The following is a 15,654-nucleotide window of genomic DNA, read 5'->3' on the forward strand; positions in this document are numbered from 1 at the left end:
AAGGATCGACAGCGCCCGCGCAGTTGATACAGTTGCGCGATGCAGCATCCGCCCCAGCAGACCATCACCTACATCATCACCGGCCTCGTGATCGGGCTGGTGCTCCTGCTCCGCTATCGCGGGATGCGGCGGGCGAGCCGGCTGCGGCTGGAGACATTGTGGATCGTGCCCGCGCTGTTCGGGCTCGCTTTCTCGATCGGCGTGTATGAGGCGCCACCCCCCACGCCGCTCGGCTGGCTGTGGCTGGCGATCGCGGCCGGCATTGGCGCATTGCTTGGCTGGCAGCGCGGCAAGCTGATGAAGATCAGCGTGGATCCCGAAACGCACCAGCTTAACAAGCAGAACAGCCCCGCCGCCCTGCTCGTGATCGTGCTGCTGATCGTGGCGCGCCAGGGGCTGCGCTACGAGGCGGCGGAAGCGGGCATCAACCTGATGAAGATCACCGGCATCATGTTTGCCTTCGCCTTCGGCCTGCTGGCCGCCACGCGCGCCGAAATGTATCTGCGCGCACGCCGCCTGCTGGACGAGGCGCGCGCCGCCCGCCCCGCCTGAGCGGCCGCCGCCGGGCCGCTAGAGCCCGTCCGGCATCTCCACCGGGCCGATCACCTCGCGATAGCGGGATACGGCGTAGCGGTCCGTCATCCCCGCGATGAAATCGCCGATGTGGCGGGTGCGCGCCGGTTCCCCGGCCGGGAGCGAGCCGAACCAGGCCGGCGGCAGCAGCGTCGGATCGGCCAGATAGGCTTCCGCCAGCCCCGCCACGATCCGGCTGGCCCTTTCCGCCACCGCAAGCTGGCTCGGATGGTGATAAAGCTCGGCATACATGAAGCGCTTCAGCGCGCGCTCCTCGGCCGCCATCGCCTCCGAAAAGCCGATCAGCGGGCCGGGCGCCGCGCGCACCTCCTCCACCGATGCGGGCGCCGCCTCCGCGATTCGGCGGCGGCTTTCGGCAATGAGATCGCCCACCATCCGCCCGATCTGATCGCGGATCAGCTCGCCCGCCAGCCGATCGGCGGGGAGATGCGGCCAGCGATCGCGCACGACCGGCCAGCCATCCACCACCAGGGGCGCCGTCAGCACCTTGTCCAGCGACAGCAGGCCGGCGCGCAGGCCATCGTCGATATCGTGATTGTCATAGGCGATATCGTCCGAAAGCGCGGCCACCTGCGCCTCCAGCGAGGGCTGGCCGCCCAGTTCCAGCGGGAAATCCCGATCGATCTCCGCCAGCGCCCAGGGGGCGGCGGCGACGGGGCCATTATGCTTGGCCAGCCCTTCCAGCATCTCCCACGTCAGGTTCAGCCCCGCATGATCGGGATAGGGCGATTCCAGCCGATCCAGCACGCGCAGCGTATGCGCATTGTGATCGAAGCCGCCGGCATGCGCGGTCGCCGCCTTCAGCGCTTCCTCGCCGGCATGGCCGAAGGGCGGGTGGCCGATATCGTGGGCGAGGCACAGGGCCTCCGTAAGATCCTCGTTCAGCCCCAGCGCGCGCGCGATCGTGCGCCCGATCTGGGCGACTTCGATGCTGTGGGTAAGCCGCACGCGGAAATGATCGCCATCGGGCGCCACGAACACCTGCGTCTTGTGGCGCAGGCGGCGGAAGGCGATCGAATGGATGATCCGGTCGCGATCGCGCTGGAAGGCATCGCGCGGCGTGGTGGAACGGCCGTCGGGCGGACCGAACCGGCGGCCACGGCTGCGCGCGGGATCGGAAGCGTAGGGAGCAGGCACGCGCCGCGCCATAGAGGCTGATCGCCGGCTGCGAAAGCGCTTCCCGGCAAAGGAGCGCGAGCATCCGGCAAGCCATCGATCAGTCTGAACAAGGAAGCGCATTGGCGCGCATTCGCCGGATGCGCGAGGATCGGCCGATCAAGGAGCCCGATCATGCGCAGCGACGATTTTCCGCCCATTCACTTGGAAAAAGGGCGCGCAAGCCGTCCGGCGATCCGGGCACGGCTGCGCGCTTTGTCGCTGGCGAGGCGGACCGGACTGCGCCCCGCCTTCGCCTGAGCCTCGTCAGAGCCGCTCGATCACCTCGCCGGCGTGGGTTGAGACGCGGAAGGTGGTAAGCCCCTCCTTCTTGCGTTCCGTCACCCAGTCCTGCGCGGCCTCGGCACTCGGGAAGGGGCCGATCAGCAGCCGGTTGGTGAAGCGATAATGCATCGTCCAGGGCGAGCGCCCACCCAGCTGGCCGGGCCATTTCGCCTTCAGCTGCGCCCAGGCGCGCGGCAGATCCGCCTTGTTGGCGCCACCCGCCACCTGCACGAAATGGCGGGGTGGATTGGCCTTCGCTACCTTCGCCTCGGCGGCGGCCTTGGCCTGCTCGGCTTTCTTCTTCTGTTCGGCGAGCGCCTCAGCCCGTTTCGCGGCGGCCACCTTCTGCTTCTGGGCGCGCAGGGCGGCGGAATCCTCCACCGCAGCCGCCTCCGAAGCGGCAGCCGCCGGTGCGCCCGTCGCCTGCGCGACGGTCGAGGGCGCGATCGCCGTCGCCACGGAGGCATCGGCCACGATCGTCCCCGCCGGCGCCGCCTTGCGCGATGAAGCGGGCGGCATCGCGATCGGCTTGCGCGCGGCCGGCGCGGCACTCGCGATCTTCGCGCTGCCCGGCGGCGACGGGAAGCGGCCGAGGAAGACCGCGGCGGCCTTTTCCGCCGGCTTCATCGCGGCGAGGCGGACGAGATAGGGGCGCAGCGTTTCCACCTGATTGGGAGGCAGAACGAGGCCGGCATCCTGCTCCGCTCCCGCCACGTCACCGGCCACGGCCTTGGCGAAGGCGCGCGTCCGCCATGCCGGAATATCCTGCTTGCGCAGCAGCGGATCCAGCGTGACGAGCGCGCCGGGAAGATTGCCGGAAATCGCCTGGCTCAGGGCGAGCCGGCGGATTGTGGTCGGATTCCCGGGATGGCTCACGAGGGCGAGCTGATAGGAAGCCTGCGCGCGACGACTGTCTCCGCTGAGATCGTAAGCCAGCCCACGATCCTCCGCGATGCTGGCCTCGGCGACGCCCAGCGACTGCGCCTGCCGGAAATAGCGGAGTGCCGCGCGCGCATTGCCCGTCTGCACCGTGGCGGAAGCGAGCCCGGCCTTCACCGCGCCGTCATTGGGGGCCAGATCCTCGGCGCGGGCGAAAAAGCCCGTGGCGGCATTCACATCGCCCACCGCCAGCGCCGCCCGGCCCGCGCCGGCCAGCGCCTCGACATTGTTGGGCGAGGTGGAGAGCACCCGCAGATATTGCGAGAGCGCCTCGGGATGATCCCCGCGCGCGGCGGCGGCCCGGGCGATCGAAAGCGCGTCGGTGGGGGCGGACGCGTGAGGCGTCTCTTCCTCAAGGCTGTCCTGCGGGGCCTGGGCGAGAACGGGGCCGGCGAGTGCGGCGGAAAGTAGGAGAATCGGGCGGAGGCGCATCGCCCGGCCCTTAATGGGGATTGCCCGGCCCGGCGATGAACAAGGCGCGGGACGAAAGCCGAAACGAGCGCGATGCGGGACGAGCGGGATGCGCACCGCCACCAGCATCAGGGCCACCCCGTCTCCCCGACAGGCCGGGGAGACGGAAGCGTGCGATCCGCGCTCTTACTGGTTGTTCTGGCGGTTCAGGAAACGCGGAATATCGAGCGGATCCGAGGAGCCTTCCTCCTCGTCATCGTCATTGCCCACCTTGGCGGAACCGCGAGCGATGCTCGACATGCGTTCGAACAGGGTGCCGCCCTCACGCGCGGGAACCGGGCGGGGCGCCTCGCTGCGCTCCTGCCGCAGCCAGCGGCGCGGGCCGGCGGCAATCGGCGTCGGCTCGACGGCCGGAGCGGGCTGGCTCTGCACGGGAGCCGGCGCCGCGGCGACCGGCTGCTCGGGCTCACCGAGGATCAGTTCATCCTGCTCGTCATTAATGGCGGTCGGGGCCGGCTGCGCCGGCTCCGGCGCGGGAGCCTCCACGCTGGCCTCGGGCGCGGGCGGCGCGGGAGGCGTCGGCGCGGACGGCGCTTCGCCGGCAGGCGGGCGAGCCTCGGCGCGGCTGCGCGGCGGGAAGCTGAAGAGCTTGCTGGGCTCGGGCGCGGATGCCCCAAGCTCGCCGGCCTCGATCCCCGTCGCCACCACGGAGACGCGGATGCGGCCGTCCAGCTCGCTGTTGAAGGCGGAGCCCCAGATGATGTTGGCATCGGGATCGACCAGTTCGCGAATGTGGTTCGCGGCCTCGTCCACCTCCATGAGGCGCATATCCTCGCCCCCGGTGATCGAAACGATCACGCCCTTGGCGCCCTTCATGCTCACGCCATCCAGCAGCGGATTGGCGATCGCCTTCTCGGCCGCCTCGATCGCGCGATTGTCGCCGCCGGCCTCGCCCGTGCCCATCATCGCCTTGCCCATTTCGGACATGACGGAGCGGACGTCCGCGAAATCGAGGTTGATGAGGCCCGGCATCACCATCAGATCCGTGATGCCGCGCACGCCCTGCTGCAACACCTCGTCGGCCATCAGGAACGCTTCCTTGAAGGTCGTGTTCGGATTGGCGATCAGGAACAGATTCTGGTTGGGAATGACGATCAGCGTATCGACATGCTTCTGCAGCTCGGTGATGCCGGCATCGGCCGATTTCATCCGGCGATTGCCCTCGAAGCTGAACGGCTTGGTGACGACGCCCACCGTGAGGATACCGCGCTCGCGCGCCGCCTTGGCGATCACGGGCGCCGCGCCCGTGCCCGTGCCACCGCCCATGCCGGCCGCGATGAAGCACATGTGTGCGCCTTCCAGCGCCTTTTCCACCTGATCCATCGTCTCTTCGGCGGCCGCACGGCCGATCTCGGGACGGGAGCCCGCGCCAAGACCCTGCGTGATCTTCAGGCCCAGCTGGATGCGCTGTTCGGCGGGCGAGGCGTTCAGCGCCTGCGCGTCCGTGTTGGCGACGATGAAGTCGACGCCCTGCACTTCGGCGGCGATCATGTTCGCAACCGCATTGCCGCCGGCGCCGCCGACGCCGATCACGCTGATGCGGGGCTTGAGTTCGTCGATTTCCGGCCGAAGGAATTCGATGGTCATGGGGCGTACCTTAAACAGACGGGCGGCTCACCGCCGATTACACCGAATCTGACAGACTCGGCCACTTCGCGCGAGCAATTTCTGTGAAATTAACCACGGTTTATCCACAGACTTGTTCGCATCAGAACGAGCCGCTCTTCACGACCGACAGCAGCCGCTGGACCAGATTGCCGGGCGACAGCTTGACGATCGTCTGCGGGGCGGCCGCCGGGCGCAGATCGATGGGATCCGACGCGGCGAATTGTACGAGACCGGCGAGCGTGGAGAAAGCCGGACCGCTATGCGCCTCGGGCAGACCGATCAATCCGCGCGGCCGGCCGATGCGGACGGCCCGGCCAAGCACCCCTTGCGCATAATCGGCGATGCCCTTCAGCTCGGCGCCGCCGCCGGTGAGCACCACCTGTCGCCCGACCGGGCCGACGAAGCCCAGGCTCTTGAGCGAGCCTTCGATCGCATTGAAGATATGTTCCAGCCGCAGGCGGATGATCGAGATGAGCTGCGCGCGCGTGATGCGGGGCGCCTCACCCGCATCCTGCTCCCCGGAGAGCGGCGCCACCTCGATCATCTCGTGATTGTCGCGCGGGGATGTCTGCGCGCTGCCGTGAAAGCATTTCATCCGCTCCGCCTGCGCCCGGCGCGTGCCGAAGGCGGAGGCGATATCATCGGTGATATCGGCCGCCCCCAGCGGCAGCGAGGCGAGGCCCACGAGCAGGCCGCCCGCGAACAGCGAGACGTTCGTCACCTCCGCCCCCAGTTCCACCAGCGCCACACCCAGTTCGCGCTCCTCGGCAGACAGGCAGGACATGGCGGTGGCGATCGGGCTCGCCACGATCTGGCGCACGGCGAGGTGCGCGGAGCGGACGCACAGATCCAGATTGCGGACCGGCGAAGGCTCCGCGACCACCACGTGAATATCCACGCCCAGCCTGTCGGCATGGAGGCCGAGAGGGTTCTTCACGCCTTTCAGCCCATCCAGCGTATAGAGCGTGGGCTGGGCATGCAGCACCATGCGCCCGTCCGGATCGATCGATCGGCGGCCCGCCATCAGCAGATCATCGATATCCTGCTGGGCGATGCGCTGCCCGCCCAGATCCACCTCCACCGAGGCGACATCGGAGACGAGGCCGCCGGCCGAGAAGCTGAGCCAGGTCTCGTCGATCTGGGTGCGCGCGATCCGCTCGGCCTGCTCCACCGCCTCCCGCACGGCGCCTTCGGTGGCGCCCATGTCGGCGATATAGCCGCGCCTTATCCCCCGGCTCTCGCGCTGGCCGGTGCCGAGCACCATCAGCCCGTCAGGCGTGGGCTGCGCGATCAGCGCCGCCACCTTGGACGAGCCGATATCCAGCGCCGTGATCAATCCTTCGCTACGCGTCTGGGCCATCACTCGTGCCTCGTACTGACATCCTATATCTGGTTCGCGGGTTGGGGCGGGGTGACCTTGGCGCCCGGTTCGCTGGACATCCGGACCACCATCCGATCCGGCACGCGCATATCGAAGCGGACGATCCCCTGCCCCAGCAGCCGCGCCTCGCTATCCTTGCGCGCGAAGAGGGCGAAGGCATCGCGCGCCGCCTGATCGCCCTCGGGCAGCATCAGCGTCTCGCCAGACTGGAAGCGAACGTCCCAGCGGCGCCCGCCAATCCATGTCGCCCCCTCGATCAGGGGCTTGAGCACCGGCTGGGTGGCGATCAGCGCGGCGAATTCGCCCGCATGCAGATTGGCATCCGGGCCGATCACGAGGGGCAATTGATCGAGCGGCGAGGACGGGCCGACCGGCGCGATCACGCGGCCAGCCATATCGATCAGCGAAAGCTTGTAATCATGCTGCCAGACGCCGGCCGGCCTGCGCTCGACGATATCGACGATCAGCGTATCGGGCAGGCGGCGGGAAACGCGCGCATCCTCCACCCAGGCAAGGCCCAGCAGCGACTGGCGAATGCCGGAAAGATCCACCAGCGGCATATCCTGCCCGCGCGAATCCATCGCCACGCGATAGACGGCATCACGATCGACATGGGTGCGGCCGTTCACCTCGATCGTGCGCACGACGAAGCCGGCCCGCCCGATGGCATGCGAAAGCGCCATGCCGATCATGCCCGGCACCCCCATCGCCACCACGCCGGCGACGATGCCGCCCGCCAGCAGCAGGCCCAGCGTCCAGTTGCCCAGGCCGCGCAGGAAGCCATCCGGCAGCGGCAGCGAGGCCAAAGCCTTGCCGATCATCGCGCCGGCCCCCGGCGATGCTGTGCGCGCGGGCGGCCGCACGCGCGCCGGCGCACGGCGGGCGGCGCTGGTCGCCGGCCGTGCGCGCGGGCGCTTGGGGGCCGCCTTCGCGCTCACCGGGGGGCCTTCCTCGCCAGGGCTTCGTCGATGATCGTCTGCACCAGCGCCTCATAGGACATGCCGATCGCGCGCGCCTGTTCGGGCACCAGGCTCAGCGGCGTCATGCCCGGCTGGGTATTCACCTCCAGCAGATAGAGGCCCGCCTCGCCCTGTTCGTCATCCCAGCGGAAATCGGCGCGCGAGACGCCCTTGCAACCGAGCAGGCGGTGGGATTCGATCGACATGGCCAGCATCGAGGCCGCGACATCGGCCGGAATATTCTCCGCCGGGCAGACATGCGTCGTCAGCCCATCGGTATATTTGGCGTCATAATCATACCAGCCATTCTTCGGGATCAGCTCGGTAATGCCCAGCGCGCGCGGGCCTTCGGCCGTATCCAGCACGGAGACGGTCAGCTCGCGCCCCCTGATATATGGTTCCGCCAGCAACGAATCGAACGTCTGCCAGGGGCCGGCCGCCTCGCGCGCGATCGGATCGCCATAATTGCCCTCGCGCGTGACGATGGCGACGCCCACGGACGAGCCTTCGTTGAGGGGCTTCAGCACATAGGGCCGCGCGATCGGATCGCGCTGATACAGGCTTTCCGATTTCACGATCGTTCCCACCGGCATGCGGACGCCGTGCGGCACCAGCGCCTGCTTGGTCAGTTCCTTGTCGATCGCGATGACGGAGGTGGCGAGGCCGGAATGGGTATAGGCAAGGCCCATCAGCTCCAGCATCCCCTGCACGGTGCCATCCTCACCGGGCGTGCCGTGGAGCGCATTGAACACCACGTCCGGCGCGGCCTCCGCCAGGCGCAGCGCGACATCGCGGCCCATATCGATCCGCGTGACGCGATGGCCGAGGCTCTCACATGCCTTGGCGACGCCCTCTCCGGAGACGAGGCTCACCTCGCGCTCGGCCGACCAGCCGCCCATCAGGACCGCGACGTGGAGGGTCATGCGGACACCCCCACGCGCTGAATTTCCCATTCCAGTTCCACGCCGCTCTTCGCCTTCACTTTCGCGCGCACCTCCTCACCCAGCGCCTCGATGTCGGCGGAGCTGGCCTTGTCGAGATTGAGCAGGAAGTTCGTATGTTTTTCCGAAACCTGCGCGTCCCCGCGCCGCAGGCCCCGGCAGCCCGCCTCGTCGATCAGCTGCCAGGCCTTGTGCCCGTGCGGATTCTTGAACGTCGATCCGCCCGTGCGGCTGCGCAGCGGCTGGCTCGCCTCCCGCTCGGCGGCGATGCGGTCCATTTCGGCGCCGATCTCCTTCGGATCGCCGGGCGTACCCTGAAACAGCGCCTCCACCACCACGGCGCCGGCCGGCACATCCGAATGGCGATAGGTGTAGCCGAGCTTTTCGGCCTCCCACCGCTCGACGCTGCCGTCGCGCAGCACAAGGGTCGCCTCGACGAGGATGTTGCTCGCGTCGCGGCCATAGGCGCCCGCATTCATGCGCACCGCGCCGCCGACCGTGCCCGGAATGCCACGCAGGAATTCCATGCCCGCAATGCCCGCATCGCGCGCGGCGCTGGCGACGGTGATGCCCATCGCCGCCCCGCCCGCGCGCACGCGGTTGCCCGGCTCCGCCACCACGCGTGCGAACGCCTTGGGCAGACGCACAACCACGCCCGGCACGCCCCCGTCGCGGACGATCAGATTGGAGCCGACACCCACGGGAAGGACCGGCACCGCCGGATCGAGCGCGGCGAGGAAGCGCGCGAGATCCGCCGTATCGGCCGGGCGCACCAGCCACTCCGCCGGGCCGCCCGTGCGGAACCAGATGAAATCCGCGAGCGAGCCGCCGGCCTCGGCCGTGCCGGCCAGCGGCGGCAGCGCGACGGCGGGGACAGGCGCGACGAGGCTCACGGCTTGACCAACCACAGATCGATCCAGCTTTTCCACGCCTTCGTACCCGCTTCCAGCGCGGCCATGCCCTGCTTCTGCGCGGAGACGGCATCGCGGCCGGCCTCCATCATCCGGCTGGCCATCGCGATCTGCTGGCGCTGCATCTCCAGCGCCTGTTCCTGAAAGGCGATCATCGATTTCATCAGTTCGTTCATGCGCGCGCCGCCTTGATCGCGTCGGCCAGGCCCGCCGCCCACTTGGTGATGTCGCCCGCGCCCAGGCAGACGACCATGTCGTCCGGCCGCACCGTCTCCGCGAGCGCCTGAGCCAGCGCCTCGGGGCCTGCGATGGCCTGCGCGGCGCGATGGCCGCGCTGCTTCAGCCCATCCACCAGCGCATCGGTATCCACGCCCTCGATCGGCTGCTCGCCGGCCGGATAGACGGGCGCCACATAGACGATATCGGCCTCATTGAAGGCGCTCTGGAAATCGGACATCAGATCACGCAGCCGGGTGAAGCGATGCGGCTGGACAACGGCGATCACGCGGCCGCGCGCGCCCTCCGTGGCGGCGGACAGCACGGCTTTGATCTCCACCGGATGATGGCCGTAATCGTCGATGATCGTGACGGGGCCACCTGCCAGCGCCACCTCGCCCACCTTGGTGAAGCGCCTCTTCACGCCGCCGAACTTCGAAAAGCCGGTGCGGATCACGTCATCCGTGACGCCCAGTTCCAGCGCGACGCCGATCGCCGCCAGCGCATTCTGCACATTGTGGCGGCCGGGCATGGGCAGCTCGATATTCTCGATCGAACGGGTCGTGCCGTCGCGGTTCCGGATGATCGCCTCGAAACGATTGCCACCCGGAACCGGCGTCACGTTCACGCCGCGCACGTCGGCCTGCGCCGAAAAACCATAAGTGACGACCTTGCGATCGCGCACGCGCGGGATGATCGCCTGCACCTCCGGATGATCGATGCACAGCAGGGCCGCGCCGTAGAAGGGCACATTCTCGACGAACTCGACGAAGCTGTCCTTCACCTTGTCGAACGAGCCATAATGATCGAGATGCTCGGGATCGATATTGGTGACGACCGCGATCGTGCCGTCCAGGCGCAGGAAGCTGCCGTCGCTCTCGTCCGCCTCCACCACCATCCAGTCGGACGCGCCCAAGCGGGCGTTGGAGCCATAGCTGTTGATGATGCCGCCATTGATGACGGTCGGGTCCACGCCACCCGCATCCAGCAGGGCCGCGATCATCGATGTGGTGGTCGTCTTGCCGTGCGTGCCCGCCACCGCGACGGTGGATTTCAGGCGCATCAGCTCGGCCAGCATCTCGGCACGGCGCACCACGGGCACGCGCGTCTCCAGCGCCAGCTCCACCTCCGGATTGCCGCGCTTGATCGCGGTGGAGGTGACGACGACGGCGGCATCGCCCAGATTATCGGCCTTGTGCCCGATCGCGACGGGGATGCCCTTGGCGCGCAGGCCTTCCACGACATAGCCTTCGGCCACATCGGAGCCCTGCACCTTATAGCCCAGATTGTGCATCACCTCGGCGATGCCGGACATGCCGATGCCGCCGATCCCGATGAAATGGATCGTGCCGATATCGGTCGCAACACCCTTCAAGAGGAACTCCTTCCCATAGCCAGCGAGGCGCCGGCCGGCGCCCCATGTCCGCCGCGAATATCATCGTCGATCGCGTCCATTACCGGCGTTCGCCCGAAGCTCTCGACCAGATCGGCGAGATCCTCGGTCGCGCGCGGCAATCCGCAGGATTTGGCGCGATGCGCGGCGGCGATGAGCGCTTCCGGATCGCCCAGCAGCGCCTCCATCTGGCGCGCCAGTTCCTTCGGCGTGAACTGGCTCTGCGGGATCATCCGCGCGCCCCCCTCGGCCGCCATCTCGCGCGCATTCCAGGTCTGGTGATCGTCCATCGCACTGGGCAGCGGCACGAGGATGGCCGGGCGCCCCGCCACCGTCAGCTCCGCGATCGTGGAGGCGCCCGCGCGCGCGATCACGAGATGCGAGCGATCGAGAATCGCGGGCAGATCCTCCAGATACGTGGCCAGTTCCGCCGGAATGCCAAGCTCCTGATAGCGCGCGCGGGGGCCGTCTATGTCCTCCGGCCGGCATTGCTGGACGATCTGGAGCCGCATCCGGATCGCATCGGGCAACAGGCCCAGGCCATCCGGCACCACCGTCGACAGGATCGTCGCCCCCTGGCTGCCGCCGGTGACGAGGATGCGGAACGGCCCGTCCTCCTCTATCGCGGGGAAAGGGCGCTCGCCGATCGCCTTGACGATTTCGCGCACGGGATTGCCAACGAGATGCGTCTTCTTGCGATATTTAGGCTTCAGCCGATCGACGGTGGGATAGGCGGTGGCGATCGCCGCCACGCGGCCGGCCAGCAGCCGGTTGACCCGGCCGAGCACCGCATTCTGCTCGTGGATCACGGTGGGGATGCCGTCCTTCATCGCGCCGAGCAAAGCGGGCAGCGAGGGATAGCCGCCGAAGCCGACCACGGCGGTGGGCTGGAAACCCTGATACAGGCGCCGCGCCATCGCCCGGCCGGCACGAATGCCGCCCCACGCCTTGAGCCAGCCGATCGGCCCGCCGGCGATCCTGCCGGCCGGCATCACATGCGTTTCCACCCCCTCGAACAGGGCAGGGATGCGCGCGCCGCGTTCGTCCGTGATGAGCGCGACATGGTGGCCGCGCGCCGTCAACTCCGCCGCCAGCGCGTGGGCCGGCACCATATGGCCGCCCGTCCCGCCTGCGGCGAGCACGAAATGGCGCATCACGCTCATCTTTGCGGCCGCTCCACGCTGCCGACGCCGCTATTCCAGGTCACGATATAGGGCGAGCGGCTCAGATAGGGATTCTTGCGGGTGAAGGCGAGCAGCAGGCCGAAGCCCAGGCTGAGCGCGATCATCGACGATCCGCCGTAGGAGATGAACGGCAGCGTCATGCCCTTGGAGGGCGCGAGGTGGACGTTGACCATCATGTTGATCAACGCCTGAAGCCCGAACTGGGTCACCAGGCCGGCGCTGGCGAAGAACAGGAACTCATCCTCCTCGTGTAGCAGCTTGAGGAACACGCGCATGACGATGGCGAGATAGATCAGTGCGATGGCGAGGCAGGCGATCAGCCCGAATTCCTCGCCGATCACGGAGAAGATATAATCGGTGTGCGGCTCCGGCAGGCGGAACTTCATGATCCCCGCCCCCGGCCCCATGCCGACGAGGCCGCCATTGGTGAGCGTGTTGTAGGCGCTTTCCACCTGATAGGAATCGATCGCCTTGCCCGCATCGCCGATCTTCAGGAAGCCATCGATGCGGGTGCGCGCGACCGAATAGAACATGTAGGCGAGGCCCAGCGCCGCGACGCCCGCCGCGCCGATCGCGCCCAGCCATTTCAGCGGGAAGCCGGAAAGCGTGAGCAGGCACAGCCAGACGCTGGCGAAGATCACGGTCTGGCCCAGATCGGGCTGCTTCATCAGGAAGCCGCCGATCAGCGCGAGATAGGCGAACGTCATCGGCACCACCGGCAGCTTCTGATCGCGGTTGCGCAGCGAAAGCATCCACGCCACCGCCACCACGAACATCGGCTTCAGGAATTCGGACGGCTGCACCTGGATGGGGCCGAAGAAGATCCAGCGCTGGGCGCCATTCTTCTCCGCGCCGCCCAGTATCGGCACGAGGATCAGCAGCAAAGTGAAGATGGCGGCGCCGGCCAGCGCCAGCTTGCGCGCGACATCCTTGGGCAGCATCGACGTGGCGATCAGCACCGGCACGGCCAGCGCCGTCCACATGATCTGCCGCCAGAAATAATAGAGGGTCGGCATCGTGTGCGTTGCATCGGAATAGCGGTGCGCGGCGGCGGGCGCGGCGGCGGCCACCGCGATCAGGCCGATGCCGATCAGCAAGGTGACGAGCGCCAGCAGGACGCGATCAATCTCCCAGAACCATACGGCCAGCGCCGAGCGGTCGCCACGGCCGAACCGGTCGCCACGGCGCTTCGCCGGCACCGGGCGGCGCGGCGCGGGAGGGGGATCGAGGATCACGGATGCCACTGGTTACGCTCCCCCGCCACTCACAGAGCCGCCACCGCATCGCGGAAGGCCACCCCGCGCGCTTCATAATCCTTGAACTGATCGAAGCTCGCGCAGGCGGGCGACAGCATCACCACCTCGCCGGGTCGGGCGATGGCCGCGGCCGCGCGCACGGCGGCCTCGAGCGTGCCGCTCTCCTCGACAGGCTTGCCGGCCTCCTTCAGGATCCGGGCGAACATCGGCCCCGCGTCTCCGATCGTGTAGCCCTTTACGACATGATCGAAGTGCGGCGCGCAATCGTCCAGATCGTCCGTCTTGGGCAGCCCCCCCAGAATCCAGTGGATAAGTGGGTAGGCGGCAAGCGCAGGGGCTGTCGCGGTGGCGTTGGTGGCCTTGCTGTCATTCACGAACAGCACGCCATTCACTTCGGCGACGCGCTCCATCCGGTGCGGCAGGCCGGGATAAGTGCGCAGGCCCCGCTCGATCGCCTCCCCTTCCAGGCCGAGGATCCGGCAGGTCGCGAGCGCACAGCGGACGTTCTGCGCATTATGCGGCCCCTGAAGCGCCGGCCAGTTCGCCTGATCGCCGATCGCCACCTCATCGCTCAGCATGAAGCCAAGGCCATCGGGCGCATCGTCCAACACCGCATATTCGGCCTCGGAATAGGCATCGACAACAGCCGCATGCCCCTCACCCTGCATCGAGAATAGGCGCGCCTTGGAGGCCGCATAGCCCTCGAACCCGTCATAGCGATCGAGATGGTCGGGCGTGATGTTGGTGAGCACCGCCACGTCGCAGTCGAGCGTATAGGTCAGATCGATCTGGTAGCTGGAAAGCTCCAGCACATAGACGCCGCCCTCCGGCAGCGGATCGCGCGAGAGGATCGGCAGGCCGATATTGCCACCCATCAGCGTCGGCACGCCCGCCGTTTCAAGGATATGCGTGATCAGCGCCGTCGTGGTCGACTTGCCGTTGGTGCCGGTGATGCCGACCACGCGATGCGGCAGCAGGCTCGCGCGGGCCTGCGCGAACAGCTCGATATCGCCGATGATCGGCACATGCGCCTTGTGCGCGTGCGCGACGATCGGATGCCGGTTGAGCGGCACGCCGGGCGAGACGATCACCGCATCATAGCCCGCCAGATCGATTTCCATGGGATCGGCGAAGGTGGCGCCCGCGGGCGCCTTGGCGCGGGCCTCCTCCTTGCCATCCCATGCCGTCACTTCGGCGCCGGAGGCGAGCAGCGCTTCCACCGTGGCCAGGCCCGAACGGGCAAGGCCGAGCACGGCATAGCGCTTCCCCGCAAAGGCCGGAGACGTGATCACCGCAGCTTCAACGTGGCGAGGCCGGCGAGTGCCAGCACGAAGCTGATGATCCAGAAGCGGATCACCACGGTCGGCTCGCTCCAGCCCAATTGCTCGAAATGATGGTGGATCGGCGCCATGCGGAAGATGCGCTTGCCGGTGCGCTTGTAGAAGAACACCTGCAGGATCACCGATACCGTCTCCAGCACGAAGAGGCCGCCGACGATCAGCAGCACGATTTCGTGATGCGCGGTCACGGCGATCGCACCCAGCGCGCCGCCCAGCGCAAGGCTGCCCGTATCGCCCATGAACACCGCCGCAGGCGGCGCGTTGAACCACAGGAAGGCGAGGCCGCCACCGATGATAGCCGCCGTCAGGATCGTGAGATCGCCCGCGCCGGGAACATGGGGAATGCCCAGATAGGTCGCGAACTTGATGTTGCCGACCATGTAGCTGATGACGAAGAAAGCGAGGCTGGCGATCACCACCGGCATCGTGGCGAGGCCATCCAGCCCGTCCGTCAGGTTCACCGCATTGCCGAAGCCCACGATGATGAAGGCCGCGAAGAAGATGTAGAGCGGCCCCAGATCCACCACCGGGCCGCTGTAGAAGGGCAGATACAGGATTGTGCTGTTGCCGCTGGTGATGATCCAGGCGGCCACGCCCGCGATCGCGAATTCCATGGCGAGGCGCATCTTGCCGGATAGGCCGGCATGGCTGCGCTTCGTCACCTTGTCATAATCGTCGAGGAATCCGATCAGGCCGAAACCGAGCGTCACGAGCATGCAGGCCCAGACGTAACGGTTGTTCAGATTCATCCACAGCAGCATCGAGACGGTGACGGTGGTGAGGATCATCAGCCCGCCCATCGTGGGCGTGCCGGCCTTCTTGAGATGCGTCTGCGGCCCATCCGCGCGAATCGGCTGGCCCTTGCCCTGCTTCACCCGCAGCCAGCCGATGAAGCGCGGCCCGATCAGCAGGCCGAGGAACAGCGCCGTCATCGCCGCCGCCCCCGCGCGGAAGGTGATGTAGCGGATAAGATTCAGAATATGTGGAAAGCCGAGCGTTTCGGCGAGCACGTACAGCATGG

Annotated in this window: 15 protein-coding genes; 2 read left to right on the plus strand and 13 right to left on the minus strand. The window is 67.8% G+C overall.

What is annotated here, in order from left to right:
* The first annotated feature begins 39 nt into the window (after nucleotides 1-39).
* Entirely contained in the window at nucleotides 40-552 is a 513-nt protein-coding gene (locus DI605_RS03195; RefSeq protein WP_293968950.1) for a CcdC protein domain-containing protein, read from the plus strand.
* 18 nt (nucleotides 553-570) lie between these two features.
* On the opposite strand, the gene DI605_RS03200 is transcribed toward DI605_RS03195, so the two are convergent.
* Nucleotides 571-1,743, minus strand: coding sequence for a deoxyguanosinetriphosphate triphosphohydrolase (locus tag DI605_RS03200; protein WP_293968952.1), 1,173 nt, complete (start codon nucleotides 1,741-1,743; stop codon nucleotides 571-573).
* Between the two features lie 141 nt (nucleotides 1,744-1,884).
* On the opposite strand from DI605_RS03200, the gene DI605_RS03205 reads away from it, so the two are divergent.
* Nucleotides 1,885-2,010, plus strand: a complete 126-nt coding sequence (locus DI605_RS03205; protein ID WP_293968954.1) for a hypothetical protein — start codon at nucleotides 1,885-1,887, stop codon at nucleotides 2,008-2,010.
* A 6-nt stretch (nucleotides 2,011-2,016) separates the two neighbouring features.
* Here DI605_RS03205 and DI605_RS03210 read toward each other — a convergent pair whose 3' ends face one another.
* The 12 genes from DI605_RS03210 to mraY form a co-directional block, all read right to left on the minus strand.
* Nucleotides 2,017-3,405: an SPOR domain-containing protein gene (locus DI605_RS03210; RefSeq protein ID WP_293968955.1), complete on the minus strand. Its 1,389-nt coding sequence runs from the start codon at nucleotides 3,403-3,405 to the stop codon at nucleotides 2,017-2,019.
* 165 nt (nucleotides 3,406-3,570) lie between these two features.
* A complete protein-coding gene (gene ftsZ, locus DI605_RS03215; RefSeq protein WP_293968957.1) occupies nucleotides 3,571-5,031 on the minus strand; it encodes a cell division protein FtsZ in 1,461 nt (486 codons plus the stop codon).
* A 121-nt stretch (nucleotides 5,032-5,152) separates the two neighbouring features.
* A complete protein-coding gene (gene ftsA / locus DI605_RS03220) occupies nucleotides 5,153-6,412 on the minus strand; it encodes a cell division protein FtsA (RefSeq protein WP_293968959.1) in 1,260 nt (419 codons plus the stop codon).
* Nucleotides 6,413-6,435: 23 nt separating this feature from the next.
* Complete coding sequence (locus DI605_RS03225) at nucleotides 6,436-7,371, minus strand: FtsQ-type POTRA domain-containing protein (protein ID WP_293968962.1); 936 nt, start codon at nucleotides 7,369-7,371, stop codon at nucleotides 6,436-6,438.
* Entirely contained in the window at nucleotides 7,368-8,315 is a 948-nt protein-coding gene (locus tag DI605_RS03230; protein WP_293968965.1) for a D-alanine--D-alanine ligase, read from the minus strand. The genes DI605_RS03225 and DI605_RS03230 overlap by 4 nt, the downstream gene beginning before the upstream one ends.
* Nucleotides 8,312-9,193, minus strand: coding sequence for a UDP-N-acetylmuramate dehydrogenase (murB, locus tag DI605_RS03235; RefSeq protein ID WP_293970125.1), 882 nt, complete (start codon nucleotides 9,191-9,193; stop codon nucleotides 8,312-8,314). The genes DI605_RS03230 and murB overlap by 4 nt, the downstream gene beginning before the upstream one ends.
* 29 nt (nucleotides 9,194-9,222) lie before the next feature.
* A complete protein-coding gene (locus DI605_RS03240) occupies nucleotides 9,223-9,420 on the minus strand; it encodes a hypothetical protein (RefSeq protein ID WP_293968968.1) in 198 nt (65 codons plus the stop codon).
* Complete coding sequence (gene murC / locus DI605_RS03245) at nucleotides 9,417-10,835, minus strand: UDP-N-acetylmuramate--L-alanine ligase (RefSeq protein ID WP_293968971.1); 1,419 nt, start codon at nucleotides 10,833-10,835, stop codon at nucleotides 9,417-9,419. The genes DI605_RS03240 and murC overlap by 4 nt, the downstream gene beginning before the upstream one ends.
* On the minus strand, nucleotides 10,832-12,016 hold the full coding sequence (gene murG, locus DI605_RS03250; protein WP_293968973.1) for an undecaprenyldiphospho-muramoylpentapeptide beta-N-acetylglucosaminyltransferase: 1,185 nt from the start codon (nucleotides 12,014-12,016) through the stop codon (nucleotides 10,832-10,834). Before murG ends, murC begins: the two co-directional genes overlap by 4 nt.
* The gene (locus DI605_RS03255; RefSeq protein ID WP_293970128.1) at nucleotides 12,013-13,272 is read right to left on the minus strand and encodes a putative peptidoglycan glycosyltransferase FtsW; all 1,260 of its coding nucleotides are present in this window, start codon (nucleotides 13,270-13,272) and stop codon (nucleotides 12,013-12,015) included. Before DI605_RS03255 ends, murG begins: the two co-directional genes overlap by 4 nt.
* 29 nt (nucleotides 13,273-13,301) lie before the next feature.
* Complete coding sequence (murD, locus tag DI605_RS03260; RefSeq protein WP_293968975.1) at nucleotides 13,302-14,585, minus strand: UDP-N-acetylmuramoyl-L-alanine--D-glutamate ligase; 1,284 nt, start codon at nucleotides 14,583-14,585, stop codon at nucleotides 13,302-13,304.
* Nucleotides 14,582-15,652, minus strand: coding sequence for a phospho-N-acetylmuramoyl-pentapeptide-transferase (gene mraY / locus DI605_RS03265; protein ID WP_293968978.1), 1,071 nt, complete (start codon nucleotides 15,650-15,652; stop codon nucleotides 14,582-14,584). The genes murD and mraY overlap by 4 nt, the downstream gene beginning before the upstream one ends.
* Nucleotides 15,653-15,654 lie beyond the last annotated feature (2 nt).

Source organism: Sphingomonas sp., from assembly GCF_003248515.1.
Lineage (GTDB): Bacteria > Pseudomonadota > Alphaproteobacteria > Sphingomonadales > Sphingomonadaceae > Sphingomonas_I.

Coding starts and splice junctions, on each gene's coding strand:
- murG (WP_293968973.1), bottom strand. CDS start 12,016: ATGAGCGTGATGCGCCATTTCGTGCTCGCCGCAGGCGGGACGGGCGGC.
- ftsZ (WP_293968957.1), bottom strand. CDS start 5,031: ATGACCATCGAATTCCTTCGGCCGGAAATCGACGAACTCAAGCCCCGC.
- DI605_RS03230 (WP_293968965.1), bottom strand. CDS start 8,315: ATGACCCTCCACGTCGCGGTCCTGATGGGCGGCTGGTCGGCCGAGCGC.
- DI605_RS03240 (WP_293968968.1), bottom strand. CDS start 9,420: ATGAACGAACTGATGAAATCGATGATCGCCTTTCAGGAACAGGCGCTG.
- mraY (WP_293968978.1), bottom strand. CDS start 15,652: ATGCTGTACGTGCTCGCCGAAACGCTCGGCTTTCCACATATTCTGAAT.
- DI605_RS03195 (WP_293968950.1), top strand. CDS start 40: ATGCAGCATCCGCCCCAGCAGACCATCACCTACATCATCACCGGCCTC.
- DI605_RS03205 (WP_293968954.1), top strand. CDS start 1,885: ATGCGCAGCGACGATTTTCCGCCCATTCACTTGGAAAAAGGGCGCGCA.
- DI605_RS03210 (WP_293968955.1), bottom strand. CDS start 3,405: ATGCGCCTCCGCCCGATTCTCCTACTTTCCGCCGCACTCGCCGGCCCC.
- DI605_RS03200 (WP_293968952.1), bottom strand. CDS start 1,743: ATGGCGCGGCGCGTGCCTGCTCCCTACGCTTCCGATCCCGCGCGCAGC.
- ftsA (WP_293968959.1), bottom strand. CDS start 6,412: ATGGCCCAGACGCGTAGCGAAGGATTGATCACGGCGCTGGATATCGGC.